The 24597-nt window shown below is 34.4% G+C and carries 17 protein-coding genes and 1 tRNA gene; 9 read left to right on the top strand and 9 right to left on the bottom strand.

Going from position 1 to position 24597, the window contains the following annotated elements:
* Positions 1 to 58 precede the first annotated feature (58 nt).
* Complete coding sequence (locus tag FLV_RS04530) at positions 59 to 619, top strand: YqgE/AlgH family protein (RefSeq protein WP_110307527.1); 561 nt, start codon at positions 59 to 61, stop codon at positions 617 to 619.
* Here the strand turns inward: FLV_RS04530 and FLV_RS04525 are convergent.
* Both FLV_RS04525 and FLV_RS04520 read right to left on the bottom strand, forming a co-directional pair.
* Positions 616 to 1455, bottom strand: a complete 840-nt coding sequence (locus FLV_RS04525) for an aminotransferase class IV (protein WP_243231142.1) — start codon at positions 1453 to 1455, stop codon at positions 616 to 618. The genes FLV_RS04530 and FLV_RS04525 overlap by 4 nt on opposite strands.
* Before the next feature lie 54 nt (positions 1456 to 1509).
* Complete coding sequence (locus FLV_RS04520) at positions 1510 to 1902, bottom strand: START-like domain-containing protein (RefSeq protein WP_243231140.1); 393 nt, start codon at positions 1900 to 1902, stop codon at positions 1510 to 1512.
* Positions 1903 to 2054: 152 nt separating this feature from the next.
* Here FLV_RS04520 and FLV_RS04515 point away from each other — a divergent pair.
* Together FLV_RS04515 and FLV_RS04510 are read left to right on the top strand one after the other, a co-directional pair.
* Positions 2055 to 2128: transfer RNA gene (locus tag FLV_RS04515), tRNA-Met, on the top strand.
* A 171-nt stretch (positions 2129 to 2299) separates the two neighbouring features.
* Positions 2300 to 2557, top strand: a complete 258-nt coding sequence (locus tag FLV_RS04510) for a hypothetical protein (protein ID WP_243231139.1) — start codon at positions 2300 to 2302, stop codon at positions 2555 to 2557.
* Positions 2558 to 2597: 40 nt separating this feature from the next.
* On the opposite strand, the gene FLV_RS04505 is transcribed toward FLV_RS04510, so the two are convergent.
* The 7 genes from FLV_RS04505 to FLV_RS04475 form a co-directional block, all read right to left on the bottom strand.
* Positions 2598 to 3500, bottom strand: coding sequence for a carbohydrate kinase family protein (locus FLV_RS04505; RefSeq protein ID WP_243231136.1), 903 nt, complete (start codon positions 3498 to 3500; stop codon positions 2598 to 2600).
* 137 nt (positions 3501 to 3637) lie between these two features.
* Positions 3638 to 4435, bottom strand: coding sequence for a T9SS type A sorting domain-containing protein (locus FLV_RS04500; RefSeq protein ID WP_243231134.1), 798 nt, complete (start codon positions 4433 to 4435; stop codon positions 3638 to 3640).
* Between the two features lie 224 nt (positions 4436 to 4659).
* Positions 4660 to 7923, bottom strand: a complete 3264-nt coding sequence (locus FLV_RS04495; protein WP_243231132.1) for a pectinesterase family protein — start codon at positions 7921 to 7923, stop codon at positions 4660 to 4662.
* Positions 7924 to 8184: 261 nt separating this feature from the next.
* Positions 8185 to 9786, bottom strand: coding sequence for a DUF5123 domain-containing protein (locus FLV_RS04490; protein WP_243231131.1), 1602 nt, complete (start codon positions 9784 to 9786; stop codon positions 8185 to 8187).
* A gap of 38 nt (positions 9787 to 9824) precedes the next feature.
* The gene (locus FLV_RS04485) at positions 9825 to 11663 is read right to left on the bottom strand and encodes a RagB/SusD family nutrient uptake outer membrane protein (RefSeq protein ID WP_243231129.1); all 1839 of its coding nucleotides are present in this window, start codon (positions 11661 to 11663) and stop codon (positions 9825 to 9827) included.
* Positions 11664 to 11683: 20 nt separating this feature from the next.
* Positions 11684 to 14971, bottom strand: coding sequence for a SusC/RagA family TonB-linked outer membrane protein (locus FLV_RS04480; RefSeq protein ID WP_243231125.1), 3288 nt, complete (start codon positions 14969 to 14971; stop codon positions 11684 to 11686).
* A gap of 758 nt (positions 14972 to 15729) precedes the next feature.
* Positions 15730 to 16896: an MFS transporter gene (locus tag FLV_RS04475; protein ID WP_243231124.1), complete on the bottom strand. Its 1167-nt coding sequence runs from the start codon at positions 16894 to 16896 to the stop codon at positions 15730 to 15732.
* A 102-nt stretch (positions 16897 to 16998) separates the two neighbouring features.
* Between FLV_RS04475 and FLV_RS04470 the strand changes: the two genes are divergently transcribed.
* The 6 genes from FLV_RS04470 (at position 16999) to FLV_RS04445 (ending at position 24516) form a co-directional block, all read left to right on the top strand.
* Entirely contained in the window at positions 16999 to 17832 is an 834-nt protein-coding gene (locus FLV_RS04470) for an AraC family transcriptional regulator (RefSeq protein WP_243231117.1), read from the top strand.
* Between the two features lie 72 nt (positions 17833 to 17904).
* A complete protein-coding gene (locus tag FLV_RS04465) occupies positions 17905 to 18264 on the top strand; it encodes a hypothetical protein (RefSeq protein ID WP_243231116.1) in 360 nt (119 codons plus the stop codon).
* 99 nt (positions 18265 to 18363) lie between these two features.
* On the top strand, positions 18364 to 18894 hold the full coding sequence (locus FLV_RS04460) for a DUF3347 domain-containing protein (RefSeq protein ID WP_243231114.1): 531 nt from the start codon (positions 18364 to 18366) through the stop codon (positions 18892 to 18894).
* Positions 18895 to 18896: 2 nt separating this feature from the next.
* Positions 18897 to 19457: a helix-turn-helix domain-containing protein gene (locus FLV_RS04455; protein WP_243231112.1), complete on the top strand. Its 561-nt coding sequence runs from the start codon at positions 18897 to 18899 to the stop codon at positions 19455 to 19457.
* A gap of 379 nt (positions 19458 to 19836) precedes the next feature.
* Positions 19837 to 22269 carry a heavy metal translocating P-type ATPase gene (locus FLV_RS04450; RefSeq protein ID WP_243231109.1) on the top strand — a complete coding sequence of 811 codons (2433 nt, stop codon included), beginning with the start codon at positions 19837 to 19839 and terminating at the stop codon, positions 22267 to 22269.
* Between the two features lie 9 nt (positions 22270 to 22278).
* Entirely contained in the window at positions 22279 to 24516 is a 2238-nt protein-coding gene (locus FLV_RS04445) for a multicopper oxidase family protein (protein WP_243231103.1), read from the top strand.
* The last annotated feature ends 81 nt before the right edge of the window (positions 24517 to 24597 follow it).

Here is a 24597-nt window from a genome sequence, read left to right as displayed (position 1 = left end):
CGATTTAATTTGGGTTTTTAAATATTTTATGATTAAATTTAATAAAAATTGTAGCCGTATGATTTCAGAAAAATTAAAAAAAGGACACCTGCTTATTGCCGAGCCTTCAATAATTGGAGATTTATCTTTTAACAGATCGGTAATTTTACTAGCAGACCATAACAAAGAAGGATCAATAGGTTTTATCATTAATAAGCCGTTAAAATACACTATTAATGACTTAATTCCTGAAATTGATGCGAATTTCAAAATATATAACGGAGGACCTGTAGAACAGGACAACCTTTATTTTATTCACAATATACCTGATTTAATTCCAAACAGCGTGGAGATTTCTAACGGAATTTATTGGGGAGGTGATTTTGAATCCACTAAGGACTTAATAAATGACGGATCTATTCACAAAAATAACATTCGCTTTTTCTTAGGCTATACCGGTTGGGACGAAAATCAGCTTGAGAATGAAATGCAGGGAAACTCATGGATTATTACCGATAACAGTTATAAAAACAAAATTATCGGAAAATCTACCACTCATTTTTGGAAAGAGCAAATTATAGAACTTGGAGGCGATTATCTTATTTGGTCGAATGCTCCTGAGAATCCATATCTGAATTAATTTTCAGAAATGGATTCATTAAGCTTTTGCATTAATATTTGAGCCAGATTGTCTGCAAACTCTTTCTTTCGGTATTTAGTTATCGACTGTATCCCTGTGATTACATTAGTCAGAAATAATTCATCAGCTTTTTGAAGATCAAACGGCGAAATTATTTCTTCCAACACTTCTATGCCTTCTACTTTTTTTGCCAAAGCTAAAATTTGCTTACGCATAACACCATTTAAACAACCTTCAGAAATTGGCGGAGTAATTAGTTTTTTACCTGTAACCATAAACAAATTGCCTTGCAACACCTCAACCACATTTTTAGTATCATTAAGCAAAATGCAGTTTTCTAAACCATTTTCGTGAGCAAAAATACTCCCGGTAACATTTATCAGCTTATTAGTCGTTTTAATAGACGACAACAACTGTTTTGTTACATAGAAGTCTTTATATAAATCCACTTCGTACGAAGCTCTATTTAAAACATAAGAAGCACTCTCAAGAGACGTTGCATGTATTAAATAAGACACCTCATTTGTTTTTGGCAGATACAACCCTCCATCATTTCTAAAAACCGTTATTCTGGCTCTGGCTGAAGCCGAAATTCCTTTTTGCTGTACCAGATTCAAAACCTGTTCTTCAAAATACTCCATTGTGAAGTTCATTGGGATTTCCATGCGAACAACCCTCATAGAAGCCATTAACCTAAAATAATGATCTTCCAGGAACAAGATTTTACCATTGACTACCTTTAACGTTTCAAAAACGCCATCACCATACAAAAAAGCACGATTTTGGGTTAATACATTTTCCTCCTGTGCTACTATGTTTCCGCTAAAATTAATCATAAAAAAACCCTGAATTTTGTTCAGGGCAAATATAAGGTATAAAATAGACTTTTACTAAACAGATCCTATAAGATGTTTCAGGTCTGAGATTTGATTCTCCCACAATTGTTTAGCTTCTCCCACTTCCTCTTTTTCTGCAAAATCAATCACCATCAATGACACATCTTTGGTTAATTCATCAACTAATATATGCAGCTCAAAAAAATATTCGGTGTCTTTGCTTGCATCATCCACCCATTTAAATTTTACTTTTTCGCCTGTTTTTTTAGAAGCCAAACGTGCTTTTTCCTGCGAGTCATTCCAGATAAAAGTAAAAAATTCACCTCGTGAGTTAACATTATCTGCAAACCATTCTGACAACCCTGAAGGTGTTGATATATATTGATACAATAATTGCGGAGAAGAATTGATCGGGAACTCGATTTCGTAACGTACTTTTGACTCCATATGCTGCTTTTAATTTTTTCGAAATATAAGAATATCTGTCCAAAAACAAAGCATTTTTAAAAATATTTTTTTTTCTTCATTTTATGCTTGTAAGCTTTAATATTATTTCTATCTTTGCACCCGCAATCAGGAATTCAAATGATAGCAGTCCAGGCGAGGTAGCTCAGTTGGTTAGAGCGCAGGATTCATAACCCTGAGGTCACGGGTTCAACTCCCGTCCTCGCTACAAAAGGCAAAACCCTTAAACATCAAAAGTTTAAGGGTTTTTTATTGGAATTAATTCTGTTAAAACTTAATTTTACATAACGACAGAGAACAATACTTTATCTAAATATTTTAAATAACAGAGAAAGTTACCTCCAAAATAACACTTTAAAAAACAACAACTTACAGCAACATGGATATAGTCAAATTTAAAATTACATCGAAAACAATCAAGGTAGAAGTACGCAATTCGAATAATTATGTTTTTAATTTTAATACGGCTTTAGAGATTGAAAAAGAAGACAGAGATGTTTTATTAAAACTATACAATGCATTAGACATTCTTTTTAAGAAAGAGACACCTACAGAAATAAAAAACTACATTTCGCCTAACCAAACCAACATACTTGACCAGATTTCGGCAGCTGATCATTTAGAAGAGGAAAAATAATCCAATAACTATTGAAATCATTCTGATCTGATTATGAAAATTAATTCCCTGAAATCAACTTTTCGATTTCAACTGAAGAAATTTTCGGATTGGCTCCCGAAGAAGCCGCAACCAATGCTCCAACCGCGCAGGCAAAATCAATAGCCATTTGAGGTGACTTTCCGGCAAGCAGAGAAGTGATTAATGATGCTAAAAACGAATCGCCCGCTCCTACAGTATCTGCTACCCGGACAGCATAGCCTTTGTTTTTATACAATTTCCCTTCCCATAACAACAAAGCCCCATCTTTTCCTTTTGTTACACAAATAGACGATGTATTTGTTCGCAAAGCTATAAACTGGATATTTTCTTCGAGTGAAGTAAATGGAGATTTCCAGACTGCTGCAATTTCCTCTATTTCTTCATCATTAAATTTGATAAAATTAGCCGGAATCATTAGCTTTTCAAGGACTTCATACGAGTAATGAGGTTTTCTTAAATTAACATCAAATACTTTATACACTTCATTTTGCAATAACAGCTCTAATGATTTACGGGATACTTCATCTCTGCAAACCAAACTCCCGTAAATTAAAACATCAGCGTCTTTAACCAAAGTTTTAGCAAAATCATCTAAAACAATTTTATCCCAGGCTGAAGGATATTGAATTTCATAAGCTGCAGAACCATTTTTATCTAATGTTACATTTACCAAACCTGTTGGATACGTTTCTAATTGTAAAATTGTATTCGTTTCGATTCCTAAAGTTTCTACTTCACGAAGAATCACATCTCCATTTTCATCGTTTCCTACGCTGCTTATCATTGAAACTTCACAGCCTAAGCTTTTCATTCGCAAAGCAACATTTAAGGGAGCTCCACCAATCTTTTTTTCGTTTTCAAAAACATCCCAAAGAATTTCTCCAAAGGCTACTGCTTTTATTTTTTCATCACTTTTATTCATTTACTTTTTTTTCTAAAATTACGATTTAAAATAAAGACACCATTCCATTTCAATAAACATTAAAAGTTCATTCCACAAAAAAAAGAGAATATCCATCATCTGAATATTCTCTTTTAGTTATTTTTTTTTAAAGTAGATTAGTTCACCAATACTTTTACTGTTTTTTCTCCTTCAGCTGATTTTGATTTTACGATGTAGATACCAGTATTCAAATCAAAACTTGTATCTGATGAAGTTTTAAGTGATTTAACCAATATACCACTAATGCCGTAAACATCTACTTGTGTATCTGATTTTACATTAGATACAAAAACCAGTTTTCCGTTTGAGTGAACAGACGCAACATCTTCTTTATTGAATTTTTCATTACCAAGAACAGCTGCTCCAGCTCCAGAAACTTCAATTTTGTATATATAACACGCAGCATCATTATAAATATAAATTTTACCATTTACATTAGTAAAAGGTACATCCAAAATCACTCCAGGTGCACTTAAAGGATCACCTGTTGGGACTGAAGATGCAGAACCAAGTACGTTTGTTCCATCAGATACTGTAATTTTTCTAGTTGCACTATTACTACCCGATCTAAACCAAATTTTCACATTACCTGTTCCTGCAACAGTAAAGTATAAATATCGTGCTGTTGGCATGTTACCCGTTACAGCTGAACTCCCTCCCATTTTAAAGCGATTAGTAGAAACGTAATTATCTGTAAATGTATACGAATTAGGATCAACTTGACCGATTGTTGTTCCTGACGCAGCAGGATATATCCCTAGACTTTCTATAGTAGTATCTGTTGTATAACCTACATTACTTACAGGCCAAGTTGCGGTATTAGTTCCAAAATCCCAAACTTTTGTTTGCGCATTAATAGCTGAAAGTGCAGAAAACAGCACTATAGAAGTTAAATAAAGTAATTTTCTTTTCATAATTGATAGTTTTTATAGTTCGTATTGTAATCGATTGCATAAAATTAAGTTATTTTTTTTATTAAAACTAAAAATTATATAATTTTATTTTAAACATCACATTAAGAATTAACATTTTAACTGTTTATTACAAAAAATAACGAAAACGTAATAGTAGATTACAAAAAAAGCAAGCCTCTAAGAATTTTAGAGGCTTGCTTTAACAATAATTCAAATTAATAATCTTAATGCGTTATCACTTTTACTGATTTTTGACCATCTTCAGCTTTAACAACCACAATCCAAAGACCATTTTGAAATTCAAAATCAACATCCTGACTTGTTTTGAATGACTTTATCTTCGCTCCCGTAATGCTGTAAATCGCCACAGATGTTTCAGATTTTACATTTGAAACAGCAATTCTGTTTTTGTATCCAATTACATTAACTGCAGAAGTTGGTGTGTTATCTTTTACTCCTAAACTTTCGTTAGAAATTAATTGTGGTAACGGATCCCAGTTATCACTTCCTTTTGTAAAGTTGAAAGTTGTAATAGCAGTATTGTCTGATAAAGTTGGCGAAGACAATGTAGTAGCCCAAGAGGCACGAACAGCCTGATTATTTACACCTGATTTTTCGATCGTACCATATTCATACATTTTAGGCGAAGTACCATTCAAAGAATTATTCCAAGCAATAGGTGTTATTAAAGATTCTCCTACATTTCCCGGATAATTCGAAGTTTCAATAGTGGTGTTGTAAAAAACAGCTTCTGATGTATTAGCTAACCAAGGACGACCGAAGAAACCTGGTTTAGCACGATAAGCTGATGCTGTTTCTGTACTAGGTATTGCAGAAGTTACTGTACATTCATAAAAAAGAAAACCTCTTCCTATAGACTGTTGTGGCGCCGTTATGTAAGAAGCATCACCAGCAGTATCACTTACATTCATTGCTAATTGAGTTTTATAGAAAGTGGCATTCATTCCTCCGAATATATAATCTACCGCCCCCATCATAACACCTTTGTAAACCACAACTCTAGCAGTAGTACCACCAAAAAAGCTATCTTGACGCCCCACTACTCTACAATTGTTTAAAACTGTTTTATCAATTGCGTTTTTGATTGCAATTGCAGCAGCTCTTTCTACAAAAGATCTGTTTTGAACTGATGTGTTTCCATAATTTGTTGGTCTTGTACCTTTGGTTAAACCTACCACTTCTACCAAAACATCATTGGCTTCTTTGGCAGAAATATATTGATTGAATGAGTTTTCGATAATGATATTTTCAGCTTCAAAACCGTTGGCACTTACAATAAGCGTAGCATTCCAATAAGAGTTATTGTCGCTTCCACTAACATTGGCATAAGGTTGCGATCCATTGTCTTTGTTTACTCTCAAAATGTCGGCATCCCATTTTTGATTATTTTTCATACTATAATAATCATACCCTAAACCATAGTAAGAAGTGATACGTACCGCTTGTGGGGCAATATCAACCCCTTTATTAGCCAAAGCAATACTAGGTGTGGCCGAAGCATTTTTAATAGTAATGTTTGGAATTGTTATATCTAACATTTCTTCATAATTTCCAGGATCTACTAGAATAATTACTCGTTCGTTACCCGGACGAACCATTTTACCAGCGGCTGTTAATGCGTCATTAATAGTTGCATAATTTTTTCCAACACCAACTGTAATTGGAGAAGTATAAGCAATACTACCTCCTATTTTTATTTCTGTAAAATAAGAAGTCAATCCAGTACCTAAAAGTGTTATGGTAACAAAACCGTCTGCCGACCCTGGATAGGTATATTCAGTGTTAACAACATTGGCAGTACTTCCTGATGTATTTACAATTGCTGTTCCTCCATCAATAGAAAAATTAGCTGCAAAATAATGCGAAACTGTTATTTTATCTCCAACTTTTACTGGTATTTGCATTGTTCCACCCGTTTTGGCTGTTAAATCTGCCTGAGGAGAACGACTTGCAAAAGAATTTGCTGTCCCTCCAAATAAAATTCCTTTGTACCCTGTAGAAGCATTGGTTATAACTCTGTCGTCAAAAGACCAAATCGTAGCGGGTTTAAACGCTAAAGTTTTAGAATTAGATGCTCCAGCAATTTTTAAATTTGAAGTTAAACCCAATTCTACTTGATGATTATCTAAGCCTGAATAATCAACACTATAAGTCCCTGAACGTAATGAAATAGCAGTATTAGGAGCAAAATTATACACATATCCAGTTTCATTCAAGTTTGTAAATTTAAGACTCAATAATCCAATTTGTGTAGCATTCAATCCTGTAGTGTTTATTGCAACATTATACAAAGGCTTAGCTGTAAAAGCAACATTTGAAGTTGTTGAACTAGTTACAGAAATGGTATTTGCTAAAATCTCAGAATCATTTACCCCTGTTGCACTAATAGTATAAATTGTATTAGCTTCCAAATTTACAGTATAAGCACCCGTTGTAGTATTTATTATAGGTACTGGAACATAAATTTTACCAGTTGCAGCATAGTTCAAACCTACTTTTGTTAAATCAGAAGCACTTAATCCTGTTATATTACCTGAAACAGTGTGCAAATCTACTTTCACAACGGTAATATTTTGAGTAGTTGCAGCAGCAGTAATAGTCATGTTTTCTCCGCTACCAATAATATAGCCATTAGCACCTACTAAACTCATTTTATAGGTATATCCAATTGGCAACGAAACTGAATAAGTACCTGATGCAACAAGGGCATCTTTGGTCTTACCATTTGGATAGGTAAATCGAACCGAATATCCGGCCGGGATACCTGCCGCTGCTGTTTCATCCATAGTTCCTGTAACGGTTGAATAGCTCGCCGGTTTTCTTAAAACTCTGTAATAACTCGCTCTGGCTGTTGCATTATCAAAACAAGAAATTTTGAATGAACCTGCTGCTTTTGCCATAAACTTAGCTTCGGTAACGGCTGAAGTACTTGTAGTAAGCGGAATATTTTCTGTTTGCGCATTAGTTGTAGTATTAACAATGTTTAAATTAGCAGCCGCATTGTCTACTCTAGCCACAAAAGTTACCTCATCATCCTCATTCAAAGCCATTGTAAAAAAACGAACCGTTGCACTAGCATTTCCGTTGCAAAAAATTCGAGAAGTATAAGCTGTACCGCTTACGCCAAGATTATTGTCTCCATAGCGAGTAATAGTGGTGGGAGTACTAACATAAAGTCGGTCATTTGTATTGGGTCTAAAAGTAAGTCCGCCTGTCAAATCGAAAGCATTAGTATTCCCAGCAACTCCGCCATGTGTCAATACATTACTTGTATTAGCTGCACCCGGAGCAGCTGGAGTAGTAAATGCATAAAAATTACTATTGATAACAGTCGATGTAAGCATATTATTATACAAATTAGCATCTAATGTTGCTCCTCCAAAATCCCAAACATCAGTTTTTTGGGCATGAGTAAACGACACAGAAAACAGTATCGCAATAAGCAATAAGCGTAATTTTGTTTTCATAAAAAGTGGTTAAAAAATTAGTAAATATTTGATTGTTTATTATTTAAATCCATTGGCGACATTTTTGTAACTAATAAGCCAACTGATTTTTTTTATTTTTTCTAAAATTCAAAAGCTCCAAAATCAGGCAAAGTTTCATTAAATGGCAAGTTGGCATTTACACCTTATTGCGTTTCCTAATTTATAACAGAAGCAAAAAGGCATGCGTAAACGGTTAAATTCAGCATGCCTTTTTATAACTAACAAAATAATTTTGTCCTTCTATTTAATCCAACGTGGATCTCCAACTTTTCTATCAATCAAAACCTGATTTTTAATTGTAAAATCACCTGTTGCAGCATTAACAAATTGCGGATCTAATGCTGTCCCTAAACCATCTGATTTTAAGGGAGCAATAGCAGCAGCATCATTAAGCGTAGGAGCATTAAAATAATTATTATTTTCGAATGTAGGATCTAAATCTGTTGTTGACTGATTAGAAAATCTTGCCACTGTTGCAGCAAAAATTGAATTCTTAACCGTTACCTCATTTGTAGCAAAACGAACATACATAATTTGTAGACCACTTGCTGCAATAGTATTAGTTACACCATATAAAGTACAATTCTCAATTAACACATCTGTTGTAACTGATCCAAATACTGTAGCATTATCAGATCTTATAAATGCTGCATTTGGAACACAATTATTGAAAGTACTTTTTCTAAAGATAATCTCATCTGCAAAGGCAGCTCTAAAATCAATAAATGATCCTGATCCTGCCGTTCCAACATTGGTAATTATTGAATTTTCAACAATTATTGATTGTATGTTTGCATTAATACCTGTTCCTGCACCAATGAATGTACGTTCGTAATCATGAATGCTACATCCACTGATAAGAAGCTTACTATAATTCCCAGTTACTGAATACCTTATAACATCTATCTTATTACTTGCTGAAGCCGGCGAACCTACTAAATCCAAATCTATCAAATTAATATTTCCAGTAACCCCTGTAGTAAAAGGAGCCAAAGAAAAACTAAGTTTTAATTTTGGTTTATCAAAAGTTCTTAAACCTCTAATCGTAATTGGTTTATTTAGCACAATCGTACTTACTTGAGCTGTATAATCACCAGGCTTTAATATCAATACAGCTTCTGCTGCTGCATTAGCAATTATTGTAGCTAAATCATCAGCAGGACCAACTTCTGTACCGTCAGAAAGATCTATACCAGTAGTTAATGTTTGAGAACCTCTTCTGGAAGTAATATTAAATATATCTACAACATATTTACTCAAAGAACTTAATCCTACAACTTTTGCAACACCGTTTAATTTTTCCTGAGCGGTAATAGTGTGCGTAACTGTAGGTTTTGTTTCATCTGCCGGTGTAAATACTATTTTTGTAACAGTACTGTTAGAAATCCATCTTACAGTAGCTTCTTTACCCAGGATATCGTCAGCCTGAGCAGCTAAGAAAATTTGTTCTTCTAAAGTTTGAGCAGTAGTCACATTCCATTTTGAATCCTCTTTTCCTCTGTTACTCACTGCTTTTACTCTGATTGAATAAAGTGTTTCTCCTTCAAGCTTTACTCTTATCGGCAATTCACTAGCATTAACTTCCAAAGTTTTAAAAATCGTATTAAATTCAGCATCATTAGCACTGAATTCAACAACATAATGATCATCTGTTTCTTTGGTATCCCAAACTAATTCAACAGAGGTTTCATTACGCACAGTAGCCTTTAACCCAGTTGGGGAAAATTCACGATTAGCATTCAATTCTGTAATAATATCTTCTGTATAACTTTCGCAGCTTCCAGCAAGTACCACAAGCATCGAAGCGGCAATTATTCCTTTGAATATATTTCTTTTTTTCATAATTTTCTTTTTCTACATTAAATAATCACACAAAGCTATTATTGGTTTGGATACCCGTAATCATTTAACAATTTCCCATTACTATTGCTAATAAAAAACTGCCAAATAGGCCAGAACTGACGATTATCAGGATCAGTACCTGTTTTGTACACCGAATTAATTTTAGCGTCATTCAAATTATTCCATGTAAAAGGTGTGTAATCAGCACCTGGATTTACAGATTCACCGCGATTTAATCCATAAATCGATAAAATAGTCGTATTATCAGATGATCCGTATTTAGAAGCATTAGCCTCATCTTTTACATACTTATAATATAATACCGCAGGTACATCAGAATATTCATTAGCTCTTTCACGTAAATTAGTCATTTTTGTTTTAGACTCATCTAATTTAGCTTTTAATATATTCCAACGAATTAAAGCCTGTTTACGTTCCATTTCACCTGTGAACTCAAATTTATGTTCTTTTACAATACCATTAAACATAGCTTCTTTAGAAGATAATGCATTTACATAAGCATCTACTTTAGCTGCTCGATCAGCAGCTGAAAAAGCTCTTTCTCTAATTTGCTTTAAATATGGCGCAGCTGCACTTGGTCCTTCTAATTCATTCGCTGTTTCAGCAGCAATTAACAATACTTCTGCATAACGCATGTACACTTTATTTACTCCATCATCACTAGCAGCAGTAATTCTTCGTTTCGTCCATTCATAACGATATTTACCAAAATACCATGTATTTAAAGCAACCAGCTCCTGTTTAGCAATACCATTTACAGATGTACCCCAACGGTAAGGCACACAAGTTACATCTCTACGAGTATCTTTTTCATCAAAGTCATAAAAAACAGTAGGTAACGGACCAGCTGTTCCTCCAGACGAACCATTACCATTTGCCTGAAATTGATTTGGTGTCTGATTTCTAACCGCAAAACTATACAACACACGTCCACGACCTTCTGCAAACGGAATCTCCCAAAGTGACTCTCCACCCGCAGTTACATAATCCTGGTTTACATTTCTCCAAAATCCTTCAAAAGTAGCATTTAACTGTGCTTTACCACTTTGAATTACCGAACGTGCTTCGCTTAAAGCTAAAGCATACATTTTAGCAACAGATAAATCAGGGTCATTACTTCTACGGATTCCATCAGGGTATTGTTGGTATCCTGAAGCTACTAAAGCCAAACGTGCTCTTAACCCCTTCACAAAAGCTTTATTAACACGCTCAACTGTAGAAGTTTCTGATGATTCATTAGGCCAAGCCACAAGGTCCGAAGCTTCTCCTAAGTCAGCAATCAATTGTTTATAAATTACATCACGATTCGTTTTAGGAAGATAGATCGTTGCGTTATTAATAGGCTCGAAACGATATGGTACATCACCCCATCCTTTCATTAAATCAGCATAATAAATAGCACGTAATGTTAGTGCCTCACCCAAAAGCTGCCCCATTTGTGTTCCTGGAAAAGGATTTCCATATTGACGAAGACCTCTGATAGCAATATTAGCACGCTCTATACCTCCATACATAGAAGCCCAGGCATTATCAGCTGTATTCATCTGGATGTTATCTATTTTTGCATCATAAGTACACAAATCAGATTGCGCACTAATAGATTGTGAATTATTATACCATTCTGCATCTGTATTCATTCCGTAAAATGGTATAAAACGACCTCTGTAAGAATTAGTTTCTCCAAAAGGTACCTTAATTCCATCAATAGCTCCTTTAGCTAAACCCGGAGTAGAAAAAATTACAGATTCATCTAATGTAGATTGTGCCGGTGCTTCTAAATAATCATCACCAAACTCTTGACAGCCAGTAAAAAAAGTAGCCAAGGCTAATCCTGCAATTATTATTTTATGTTTCATTTTTTTGTACTGCTTTAAAATTAGAAATTAAGATTTAGACCGAAAATAAACTGTCTGCTACGTGGATATGCTGATGAATCAACACCCGGAGATAAAGTCGTTTTTCTTCTAGTTGAAACTTCAGGATCAGAACCTGAATAATTTGTCCATACAAATACGTTAGTAGCCGTGAAATAACCACGTAACTTTGTTATACCTAAATAAGAGGTAAAACTTTCCGGAGCAGAATAACCAAGAGTTAAAGTATTTAAACGCAAGAAAGAAGCATCCTCAACAGCCCAGTCACTCATTACAAAACGTCCCATATAAGGTGACCACATAGATGTATTAGCATTCAAAGCTTCTAAATCTGCAGGATTCGTAACTAATTCTCCTGTAGCCGGATTCAGATTAGTCCAACGTTTGCCATCAGCCATAACAGTACTTAAATTTCTATACTCTCCATTAGTTTGGTTAGCAGTCGAAAATTCAATTTTATCCGCATTATAAACATCATAATCAAGTGCCCAGTTAAAAGCTGCTGACAAATCAAATCCATAAGCATTAGCATTGATTACCATACCTCCTGTGTTTTTTGGAATAGCACTTCCAATAATCGTTTGGTCTTTACTATCAATTACATTATCTCCATTCAAATCTTTCAATTTCATAGAACCTGGCTGTATAGTATTTACAGGCCCATTATCAACCAAACCATTTTTCAAAGTATATGTTGTTCCATTCCAATCAAAATCAGACACCTCATAACGACCAGCGTTTCTGTAACCGTACATTTGTCCTAAAGCAGAACCTACCATTACCATATAATCGTTTCCAATTTGACTTGATGCCCAATTTGATGCGTAAGGGAAATCTCCCATCACCCCTAATGAATTGATTTTATTTTTATTTATACCTACGTTAAATGCAAAATTTAAACCATAATTTTTCCCTTCAATTGCAGCAATGTTTAAACTAGCCTCAAAACCAGTATTTTGAGTTTGTCCCATATTACGGTATTGATACTCATAACCCGTACCTGCTACAGGAAACTCAATTAACAAATCACTAGTTTTATTATTGTAAAAATCTAATGTTCCGCTAATACGATTATTAAAGAAACCAAAATCCAAACCTATATTTTGCGTAACGGTAGTCTCCCATTTCAAATCAGGGTTAGCCATATATTTACTATTTGTAGCCCAACCACTTGAAACTCCATTTATAGTAGTTATACCTCTAGACTCAAAGTTCTGAACCGTTTGTCCTGTTGGAATATTATTATTACCCGCTTCTCCGTAACTGGCACGAACCTTCAACTGAGTTAACCAACTTTTATCTTTTAAGAATCCCTCTTCTGAAATTTTCCAGGCAGCTGCAAAAGCAGGAAAATAACCCCATACATTATCACCTAAAAATTTACTAGAACCATCAGTACGGAAAGTAGCAGTTAACAAATAACGATCTTTGAAGCTATAATTAGCTCTTCCAAAGAAAGACAACAATTTATCATCCGGAGCATAAAAATTATCAACAAAACGAGCCTGATTAGTATTAGAAGGTGTACCAGTATAAGCCGCATTAGAATTACCGGTTTGTGTTGTTAATTTTCTTGACAGATTAAAATCAAAAAATTCAGGAAAACCATGAAGCGTATTTGTCAGAGTAGTTGAAGTTGTTCTAAGAGTTTCTTCTCCAACCAATAAATCTATATGATGATTTTCTCCTAATAATTTTTTAAAATCATAACTTAAGGTATTCGCATTTCTAAATCTTTCCTCTTTTTTATCACTTAATATCAAAGCTGGCATTCCTTTAAATGGTGCGTTAACATCTGGCGAACTATTAACATAATACGTTGATGTTCCATAGAAACGAGCGTCCTGATAACTATAATTATCCAAACCTAATTCGGTTTTAAATTTCAAATTATCTACTAGCTCCCATGAAAAACTACCTAACATATTAAAGTTTTTTCGCAATTGTTCACGGTCATTATCCCAAACCGAAAGCACTGGATTAACTAAACTATTAGCAACATCTTCATTTGTTTCATCAGTTGAAACACCCGGAATTGGCAGTGGCGCATAAGCGATTGAATTTCTCAAACGGGAATCAGCTGATGATTTTTCGTTTTGCTCATTTACCCCTCCACCATTAATTTGAGTATCAGAATAACGCATTGTATAAGTTAAATCAATTTTATCACTCACTTTACTCTTCAAAGCCAAAGATAAGTTATTACGCTTATAATCAGACCCTAACATAATCGCTTTTTCATCATAATGAGCATAATTGAAATTATAATTCAACTTCTCATTTCCACCTCTGATTCCTAAATCACGGCTTTGCACCTCTCCTGTACGACCAAAAATTTGTTTTTGCCAATCATTACTTGCCATACCCTTATACATATCGTAATCTTCCCAATTACCAAAATACTTAGTATATGAAGTAGGATTAGAAGCTACTTTTGTTGATCCGGATTGTGATAACAAAGCATATTCATATTGCCATTTCACATAATCATCTACCGGTAAAACATCAAAATCTTTAGCTCTCGTTTTCATACCGTAAAAAGTATTAAAACTAACCGCCAATTTACCGTCTTTACCACTTTTCGTTGTAATCAAAACCACACCATTAGCTCCACGAGAACCATAAATAGCTGTAGACGAAGCATCTTTCAATACTGTCATTGTCTCAATATCCGAAGATGAAATATCGCTCATGCTATTTACCGGAAAACCATCCACTATATATAAAGGAGCAGCAGATTGTGTTAATGATCCTCCTCCACGAATTCTAATATTAATCTCAGCATCAGGAGAACCTTCAGAAGTCATTACCTGTACCCCTGCAATACGACCTGTCAAAGCTTCTGCTACGTTAGCAACAGGCACTTTTTTCAAATCGTTACCCGAAATACTGGATACTGCTCCTGTCAAATCTGATTTCTTTACAGTTCCGTACCCCACAACAACTACTTCATTTAAAGCATTTGCTTCTTCAGCCAAAACTACATTAATCGTTTTTTTACCGGCTACAGCTACAGACTGCGTAGTGAAACCTATAAAAGAGAATTCAAGAACTGCTTTTGAATTCGATAGTTTGATTTTGAATTTTCCATCAAAATCAGTTGCGACACCATTTTTAGAACCTTTTTCTAAGACATTCACACCCGGCAAGGTCAAACCCGACGCATCTTTCACAACTCCTTCAACTGTTAAGTCCTGTGCACTCACCTTATTACTGGTAAGTAAACACAATAAGAAAACAATTGCCAGACAACAATTTGTTCTTTTATTAAATAACTCTTTAAAATTCATAGTTTACTGTTTAGTTTATTATTAATTGTTTGTTAAGTTTATTTTATGGCTTAAATTATATTTACGCTGTAAATTTATGATTAATACTCAATCTTCAATTTATCTCCGCAACCCCTGAAAACAAATAAAAAATGATTTTTTTTAAACATAAAAAAGCGATGTGTAATCGATTACACAAACATAAAAATTTTTTTTGTATAAAAAATTATATTTCACAAAAAAAACTTAAAAAAAATTACATATAAAAAAATATTCTGTTTTAAAATACAACATCCGCAATTTAATACGTCTTAAATTATGAAATACTCTTTTATTATTTTCCTGAGAAGAATTTATTGCACAAAATTCAATCGATTGCATCAGATGCAAATATTTAATAATTATTATCTAAAAAACACCATTTAGATAAATTTCTGACAAACCATTTTAACCTCAAACAAATTATAATTCACTCATATTAGTTTGAATAATAAATACATGCCATTTTCCTAATTCCAAAAAAAGTCTTAAAAAAGTGGTTTCTCTTCTAATTAACAAAAACTTCATTAAGCAATTGGATCTAATTAGAGTTTATGTTTCAGACTGAGACCATTCAACTTCACCGGAACCATATTAAATTTTAAAATGTATTACTCTTATTTATATATATTAGGTATAACACTTGGAAGCTATTACAATCAACAGGCTTCACTAATATATAGACGTAAAAAAACCCTTAAACAGAATTTAAGGGTTCAAAGATAAAGGCGATTTAGCCATTACTCGGTTTGCAATTTCAAAACGGCTTTATGCTTTTGCATCAAAACAAAAGTTATAATCATACCTATCACTGCCATACCAACACCAATAAGATTTGGAGATGCATAACTATAACCAGCTGCCAAAGGCAATCCTCCCAAAAAAGCACCTAAAGCGTTCCCGATATTAAAACTCCCCTGAAGTGCCGCCGAAGCAATCATCTCTGCTCCTTTAGCTGTTCGAATCATCAACATCTGAATTGGCGCTATAACCGAAAAAGAAATAACCCCTGTTAAAAACGTAAAAAACAAAGACACATATTGATTAAAAGAGAAAAAGTAAACCATAATCAAATCGATTACCATTACAAAAAGCAAAGCAAATACTGTTGGAGCAGGCGAATATTTATCGGCCAGTTTACCTCCAACAAAGTTCCCTACCACCATTCCAAGACCTGCCAATATCAATATATAAGAAACATCCTCCGGAGAAAATCCTGAAATATTAATTAATAAAGGCGCAATGTAACTGATCCAGGCAAACAAACCGCCAAAACCAATTGCCGTGATTCCGATGATTAACCAGGCTTCTGTTTTTTTAAAAAACAACAATTGTGTTTTCATATTTACATTCCCGCTTTTTTCCAACTTGGGCATCCATAGAGATATGAACAAAAAAGTCAGCAATCCTACAATTGCAATTAATACAAAGGTGTAGCGCCATATAAAATGATGTCCTATATAAGTACCAATTGGCACACCAATTAAATTAGCCAACGTTAAACCGGCAAACATAATCGAAATTGCCTGTGCTTCTTTTCCTTTATCGGCTAATCGGCTGGCGACTACCGCCCCAACTCCAAAAAAAGCGCCGTGTGGCAATCCGGAAAAAAATCTGGAAGCAAATAAAAAATTATAATTAGGTGCAATTATGGATAGCGCATTAAAAACGGTTAACATCAATGCTAAAATTAAAAGCATTTTTTTGGGAGGAAAATTTCTTCCAAGGATAACCAATAATGGTGCACCAATAACAACTCCCAAAGCATAAGCCGAAATTAAATATCCCGCAACCGGAATAGAAACTTTCATATCTGAAGCAATATCGGGCAACAACCCCATCATCACAAATTCGGTTATACCAATTGTCAAGCCTCCTAACGAGAGGGCAATAAGACTTTTTTTCATCTGTTTAGTTAAGAAAAGAATAGGTTTTCTATGATGCAAATTTAAACCACAAGCACAAAAAACAAGTTGTACATTTGTGACATAAACTTGTAAATTTAAGTTATGCCAAAATTAAATCAATTTAAAACGCTTGTTCTTGATGAATTTGAAGAAGAGAAATTTCACCTTCCTCCGCATACGCATACCTATTACGAAATTATCTATATTAAAAAAGGAAGTGGCATTCATCACTTAAATAATAATCTGTTGCCATATAAGGCAGGAGATCTTTTTGTTATCTCACCAGACGATCAACATTATTTTGATATTAAAAAAAGTACACGATTCATTTTTATTAAATTCACTGATAATTATTTCAATTCCAAACAAAATCTGACTTGCGATGAATTTCTAATAAATACTCCAGAAAGCTTCATGCGGGATAAAATCTTAAAAGAAACTGTTTTAAAGTTTGATGAACCTTGCAAAACGATTCTAAAAAACACTGTAGAAAACATTATAACATACGACCAATATATTGACGTTACTTCTTCTCCAATTGTTTTCTATCAGATTCTTTCCATTTTTGGATTGATAAAAGAAACTATTCGCGGCATGAACCTTCAGATGAAATCGACTCATTTAGATAGTGAACAAATTGCCAATTACATACATCAAAATATTTATCAGCCAAAATTGGTTCAGGTAAAAGTAATAGCAGATCATTTTAATATTGCCCAGACTTACTTCAGCGCTTATTTTAAAAGAACTTTTGCGATAAGCTACCGTGATTATATTCATAATTTAAGAACGACACTAATTGAAAAACGGTTTCAGAACAATCAATTACCCATTAAGCAAATTGCACACGAATTTGGTTTTACCGATGAGAGTCATTTATCAAATTACTTTAAAAAGAGAAAAAACATGAAACCGACAGATTTTAAAAAGCGATAGTTATTGAAATCTTAAAAAATAATTTCTCCAAACATTTTTAACTAAATTTGTACATCTAAAAAAACAATTTCTTTGAAAAAGAAAATCCATATAATACTGCTTTTTATAACGCTGAGTTTCTTTTTGAATCCGGGTTATACGTACGCATGCAATATGGGACATCACAAAGAAATTGCTTCTAAAGAAGAAAACAGCTGTTCTGAAAAATGCTGCGAAAAGAAAACTTCAAAACAGGAAAAACACAATTGTAACGGAAAATGCCGTCATTCTAACTGTACAACTACTGCATTACAATTTGTTATTTTAACTTCAAATGATCTTGATTTACAAAATGATGTTTTTAATTTTTCTTTAAAAAACACTATTCCATCTTATAGTGAATCCAACATTTCTTCTGGATTTACTTCTATTTGGCTCAAGCCAAAAATATAATTATCATATTTATGACAGCCCGTATTGGGTCTTTTTTGAAACGAAACTTTTTAATTAATTTTAAAGGAAAATAAAATCCTTACCTAAATATTATATACAATGAAAAAATCAATCATAGCTTTAGCAACAGTACTTATAACATTATTTAGTGCTAATAACATTCAGGCAAATACAGCAAAATTAAAATCAGGAGCAACAGAAATCGTTGATGCGAGTCAGCTTCAATCTGTTTATGATGCTTATTTTACTGTAAAAGATGCTTTAATAAAAAGTGATACCAAATTGACTTCGGCGAAAGCCAAAGACCTACTTACTGCAATTTCAGCAGTAAAAATGGACAAACTTAAAAGCAACGAACATACCGTTTGGATGAAAGTAGTTAAAAAAATTACTGCCGACGCCAAAAGTATTTCGACAACTACAGATCTTAAAAAACAGCGCGAAACCTTCAAATCGCTTTCTAAAAGCACTTACGATCTAATAAAAGTTTCAAGTCCAGACCAGCCAATTTACAAACAATATTGTCCAATGGCTGATGCTGACTGGTTAAGCAAAGAAAAAGCAGTTAAGAATCCGTATTACGGTTCTTCAATGTTAACTTGCGGAAACGTAGTAGAAACCATCAAATAAACATGACGCTCTACATCAAAAACATGGTGTGCGCCCGCTGTAAAATGGTTGTGGAGTCTGAGTTTGAAAAACTCGGACTTCAGACTATTTCTGTCGAATTAGGCGAAGTCGAACTGCAAGATGAAATCAACGAGCATCAGAAAGAAGTTTTACTTAAAAATCTTCAAACTTTAGGTTTTGATTTATTGGATGATAAAAAAACAAAAACCATCGAGAAGATAAAAAATCTTATTATCGATTTGGTGCATCATAAAAACAACGATCTTAAAATCAACTTATCTGATTACTTGGCAGAAAACCTCAGCCAAGATTATAATTCGCTGAGTAATTTATTTTCTGAAATTGAAAACATCACGATTGAAAAGTATTTTATCAGTCAAAAAATTGAGAAAGTAAAAGAATTATTGATTTATAATGAGCTTTCGTTAAGTGAAATTGCAGATATTCTAAACTACAGCAACGTAGCGCATTTAAGTAATCAATTCAAGAAAATTACAGGCTTTACTCCTACTTCTTTCAAACAACTGAAAGATAAAAACCGTATTCAGATCGAGAATTTGTAAAGAGTTAATTTAAACATCTAGTTTGTCATTTCGAGGAACGAGAAATCTCTACGAGTAGCTCCGCAACGAGAATCCAATCTTTGTCGAGTTACTTGTGAAGATTTCTCGTTCCTCGAAATGACCAAAATGCGAGTTCCTTCGACTTCGCTCAGGATGACAAAAGAAAAAACTTTACGCTTTTGCGAGAGATTATTATAAGATTAGTTAAAAACCTTTGCGAACCTTGCGTTTTTTTTATAAAACCCAACATCAAAAATCCTTGCGCCCTTTGCGGTTCAAACAGCATTTAGTAAATCTTACAAATCATTCCCAAAATTCTACAAACCGTTGTAAATCTTACTTCGGAAATTTGCATTGTAATACCTTAAAACAAAAAACAATGACTCATCAATATATAATTTCTGGAATGTCTTGCAACGGCTGCCGAACCAAAGTTGAGAAAACGCTAAATGAAGTGGAAGGAATTCATGCCGAAGTAACGTTAGATCCGCCATTGGCAACTATAAAAATGGAAAAGCATGTTCCAACGGAAAAATTTCAGAAAGTTTTAGCTACAGCCGGAAATTACACTATTGAAATAGACTCTCCTAAAAAAAACGAATCTGTTATAAAACCATGTTGTTCTGGTCATAAAAAAGAAGACCATTCAGCTCATTCTCATAAAAAAGAAAAAACGATAATTCCTCATAATGCGACTGGAGTTTTTTACTGCCCAATGCATTGCGAAGGTGATAAAACGTATAACAAACCCGGAGATTGTCCGGTTTGCGGAATGGATTTAGTCCCCATGCAGACATCTGAGTCTGAAGAAAACAAAACGTACACCGACTTATTAAAAAAAATGAAGATTGCAACATTGTTTACGCTTCCTGTTTTCATTATTTCAATGTCGGAAATGATTCCAGATAACCCACTTTTTAAAATCATGCCGATAGAAAAATGGAACTGGGTTCAGTTTCTATTTTCAATTCCGGTTTTGTTTTATGCGGGATGGATGTTTTTTGTCCGCGCCTGGAAATCAATTATAACCTGGAATTTAAACATGTTTACTTTAATTGGTATTGGAACCAGCGTGGCATTTTTATTCAGTATTGCGGGAATGTTTTTCCCAGATCTTTTTCCGTCCGAATTTAAATCGCATCACGGAACCATTCATTTGTATTTTGAAGCGGCAACGGTCATTATAACTTTGGTTTTATTAGGACAATTATTAGAAGCCAAAGCCCACGGACAAACCAATGGCGCAATAAAAGAATTATTGAAATTAGCCCCAACCGAAGCTACTTTAGTAGAAGATGGAACTGACAGAACCATCTCAATTCACGATATTAAAAAAGGCGATTTATTACGAGTAAAACCGGGAGAAAAAATTCCGGTTGACGGAAAAATAACTTCCGGCGAAAGCAGTATTGATGAAGCTATGATTACCGGAGAACCTATTCCGGTTGATAAAAAAGCGGGCGATACTGTAATTTCAGGAACGATAAACGGAACAAAATCATTTGTTATGATTGCCGAAAAAGTAGGTTCAGAGACTTTGCTTTCACAGATTATTCAAATGGTAAATGATGCCAGCCGTTCGAGAGCGCCCATTCAAAAACTGGCCGACCGTGTTGCCAAATATTTTGTTCCAACCGTTGTTGCCATTTCAATATTGACTTTTATTATCTGGGCAAAATTTGGCCCTGAACCGTCATATATCTACGGATTAATTAATGCGATTGCCGTTTTAATTATTGCTTGTCCTTGTGCACTCGGATTAGCAACTCCAATGTCGGTTATGGTTGGCGTTGGAAAAGGCGCACAACACGGAATTTTAATTAAAAATGCCGAAGCACTTGAAAACATGAATAAAATAGATGTTTTAATTACCGATAAAACCGGAACGATTACAGAAGGAAAACCAACTGTCGAGAAAATTTATGCCATCGATAATAACGAAGATTTTCTGTTGCAAAACATTGCTTCCCTAAATCAGCATAGCGAACATCCTTTAGCGCAGGCCGTTGTTAATTTTGCAAAAGACAAAAACCAATCTTTACTTGAAGTTCCCGATTTTGAAACTATTGCAGGAAAAGGAGTTTTAGGAACGGTTAGTAATGCAAAAATTGCTTTAGGAAATAAAAAACTAATGGAACAGATAAACGCCTCGGTTTCTGCTGATTTTGAAAACAAAATTACAGCCGAACAAAATCTGGGTAAAACGGTTTCATACATCGCCGTAAATAATATTGTGTCAGGTTACGTGACCATTACAGATGCCATAAAAATAAACAGTGCCAAAGCCATTAAAGATTTAATCGATCAGGGCATTGAAGTGATTATGTTAACAGGTGACAATAAAAATACAGCCAAAGCAGTGGCAGATCAGCTTCACTTGAGTTCCTTCAAAGCCGATTGTCTTCCAGAAGATAAACTGAGAGAAATTGAACGCTTGCAAGCCGAAGGAAAAGTGGTAGCAATGGCCGGCGATGGAATCAACGATGCTCCGGCTTTGGCTCAAGCCAATATTGGAATCGCAATGGGAACCGGAACCGATGTTGCGATTGAAAGTGCCAAAATAACACTGGTTAAAGGAGATTTAAACGGAATAGTTAAAGCTAAAAAACTAAGCTTTTCGGTTATGAAAAACATTAAGCAAAACCTGTTTTTTGCTTTTATTTACAATACTTTAGGAGTTCCAATTGCAGCAGGAATTTTATATCCGGTATTCGGAATTTTGCTTTCGCCGATGTTAGCCGCTTTGGCTATGAGTTTAAGCTCTGTTTCGGTAATTGTGAATGCTTTGCGATTGCGAAATTTAAACCTTTAAAAAATCAATATGAAACTACATACTATTTTAATTGTCTTTTTGATTGCTTTGAGTGCAAAGGCTCAAAAAGTAGTTCGTTATGATTTACACGTACGGGACACGATTGTCAATTTTTCGGGAAAAGAAAAACGTGCGTTAACTGTAAACGGACAAATTCCGATGCCAACATTGACTTTTACGGAAGGTGATATTGCCGAGATTTATGTGCATAACGATTTAAAAAATGAAGATACAGCGCTGCATTGGCACGGATTATTTCTTCCAAATAAAGAAGACGGTGTTCCGTACTTAACGCAAATGCCTATTAAGCCCGGAACAACGCACAAATATACTTTTCCAATTATTCAAAACGGAACGTATTGGTATCACAGCCATTCTGGATTGCAGGAACAAATTGGTTTGTACGGACTTTTCATTATCAATAAAAAGAAAGACGATTCGACTTTTAGAAAAGGTATTGACGATCTCCCGACTGTTCCTGTTATTTTAAGCGAATGGACAGATCTTAAACCAGAGAATATTCAGCGAATGCTTCATAATGCCAATGATTGGTTTGCCATAAAAAAAGGTACAACTCAAAGTTATGCCGAAGCGATTAAAAAAAGACAATTTTCAACCAAAGTCACTAACGAATGGAAGCGTATGAATGCTATGGACGTAAGTGATGTTTATTATGAAAAGTTTTTAATTAACGGAAAAAATGAAGACCAGCTTTCGCAATTTAAAGCCGGCGATAAAGTAAGATTACGAATTGCCAACGGAGGCGCTTCCAGTTATTTCTGGCTGACGTATGGAGGCGGAAAAATAACAGTTGTGGCCAGCGATGGAAACGACGTTGAACCTGTAGAAGTTGACCGTTTAATTATTGCGGTTTCTGAAACTTATGATATCGTAGTTACGATTCCTGAAAATAAAAAATCTTTTGCTTTTTTGGCTACAGCCGAAGACAGAACCGGATCTGCTGCTATATTTTTAGGAGAAGGAAATAAACAGCCTGTTCATCATCTTTCGAAATTAAAATACTTTGAGGGAATGAAAATGATGAACGATATGATGAAAATGAACGGCGAAATGAACGATATGGGCATGAATATGTCGCTCAATAAAATGGATATGAACGCCGTAATGTATCCTGAAATTTCCGGTGAAGAAGAATCTGCAAAAACAGAAGACCATTCGATGCACAATATGGAAGGTATGGAAATGACAAATGATTCTACCGCAACTTCTGAAATTGTAACATTGAATTACGGAATGTTGAAATCGCCAACCAAAACAACATTACCAAAAGACGCACCAATAAAAGAATTACGTTTTACATTATCCGGAAACATGAATCGTTATGTTTGGAGTTTAGACAATAAAGTGGTCTCTGAAACGGATAAAATTTTAATTAAAAAAGGAGAAAACGTTCGGATTGTTTTATATAATGGATCGATGATGCGTCACCCAATGCATTTGCACGGACATGATTTTAGGATTTTAAACGAGCATGGCGATTATGCTCCGCTAAAAAATGTAATTGATATTATGCCAATGGAAACCGACGTCATCGAATTTCAGGCCAATGCAGATGGAGACTGGTTTTTCCACTGTCATATTTTGTATCACATGATGGCAGGAATGGGAAGAATTTTTACTTATGAAAATTCAGCGCCAAATCCGTTGATTCATCATCCTGAAATGGCTTACAAAATGCTGAAAATGGACGACAGAATGTTTCATTTTATGGCCGAAAATGATTTTGCAACCAACGGAAATGATGGGGAAGCGATGTACAGCAACACACGCTGGAGCATCGGAACCGAATGGAGACTGGGTTATAATAACGAACATGGCTACGAAACCGAAACACATATTGGCCGATACATTGGTAAAAATCAATGGTTGATGCCTTTTATTGGTTTTGACTGGCGTTACCGAAAAATGGGAATGGACGAACAGGAACAAAATCTTTTTGGACAGAAAAACACCAAAGACAATCGTTCGGTTTTTAGCATCGGAGCCGAATATACTTTGCCAATGCTCGTAAAAGCTCAGCTTGAAATGTACACCGATGGAAATTTGAGAATACAGTTTGAGCGAAAAGACATTCCGCTTTCGAGACGTTTACGAATGAATTTAATGTGGAATACGGATAAAGAATATATGGCGGGATTAAAATATATCGTTGCCAGAAACTTCGGAATCACGACGCATTATGACAGCGATATGGGAATTGGGTTTGGGGTTAATTTAAATTATTGATTTATTTTTTTAACCATATAAGTGATATAAGTTTATTTTAAAAAGTTCCATTTTTATTCGTGTATAAAAGTAAAATGTTTG

The organism is Flavobacterium pectinovorum, assembly GCF_022802975.1.
Lineage (GTDB): Bacteria > Bacteroidota > Bacteroidia > Flavobacteriales > Flavobacteriaceae > Flavobacterium > Flavobacterium pectinovorum_B.
This window is presented reverse-complemented; position numbering and strand designations above follow the sequence as displayed.

Excerpts from the sequence above, each read along its gene's own strand:
- FLV_RS04475 (WP_243231124.1), bottom strand. The coding sequence starts at position 16,896 with ATGAAAAAAAGTCTTATTGCCCTCTCGTTAGGAGGCTTGACAATTGGT.
- FLV_RS04510 (WP_243231139.1), top strand. The coding sequence starts at position 2,300 with ATGGATATAGTCAAATTTAAAATTACATCGAAAACAATCAAGGTAGAA.
- FLV_RS04495 (WP_243231132.1), bottom strand. The coding sequence starts at position 7,923 with ATGAAAACAAAATTACGCTTATTGCTTATTGCGATACTGTTTTCTGTG.
- FLV_RS04470 (WP_243231117.1), top strand. The coding sequence starts at position 16,999 with ATGCCAAAATTAAATCAATTTAAAACGCTTGTTCTTGATGAATTTGAA.
- FLV_RS04485 (WP_243231129.1), bottom strand. The coding sequence starts at position 11,663 with ATGAAACATAAAATAATAATTGCAGGATTAGCCTTGGCTACTTTTTTT.
- FLV_RS04530 (WP_110307527.1), top strand. The coding sequence starts at position 59 with ATGATTTCAGAAAAATTAAAAAAAGGACACCTGCTTATTGCCGAGCCT.
- FLV_RS04505 (WP_243231136.1), bottom strand. The coding sequence starts at position 3,500 with ATGAATAAAAGTGATGAAAAAATAAAAGCAGTAGCCTTTGGAGAAATT.
- FLV_RS04500 (WP_243231134.1), bottom strand. The coding sequence starts at position 4,435 with ATGAAAAGAAAATTACTTTATTTAACTTCTATAGTGCTGTTTTCTGCA.
- FLV_RS04455 (WP_243231112.1), top strand. The coding sequence starts at position 18,897 with ATGACGCTCTACATCAAAAACATGGTGTGCGCCCGCTGTAAAATGGTT.
- FLV_RS04445 (WP_243231103.1), top strand. The coding sequence starts at position 22,279 with ATGAAACTACATACTATTTTAATTGTCTTTTTGATTGCTTTGAGTGCA.
- FLV_RS04450 (WP_243231109.1), top strand. The coding sequence starts at position 19,837 with ATGACTCATCAATATATAATTTCTGGAATGTCTTGCAACGGCTGCCGA.
- FLV_RS04490 (WP_243231131.1), bottom strand. The coding sequence starts at position 9,786 with ATGAAAAAAAGAAATATATTCAAAGGAATAATTGCCGCTTCGATGCTT.
- FLV_RS04480 (WP_243231125.1), bottom strand. The coding sequence starts at position 14,971 with ATGAATTTTAAAGAGTTATTTAATAAAAGAACAAATTGTTGTCTGGCA.
- FLV_RS04525 (WP_243231142.1), bottom strand. The coding sequence starts at position 1,455 with ATGATTAATTTTAGCGGAAACATAGTAGCACAGGAGGAAAATGTATTA.
- FLV_RS04520 (WP_243231140.1), bottom strand. The coding sequence starts at position 1,902 with ATGGAGTCAAAAGTACGTTACGAAATCGAGTTCCCGATCAATTCTTCT.
- FLV_RS04460 (WP_243231114.1), top strand. The coding sequence starts at position 18,364 with ATGAAAAAATCAATCATAGCTTTAGCAACAGTACTTATAACATTATTT.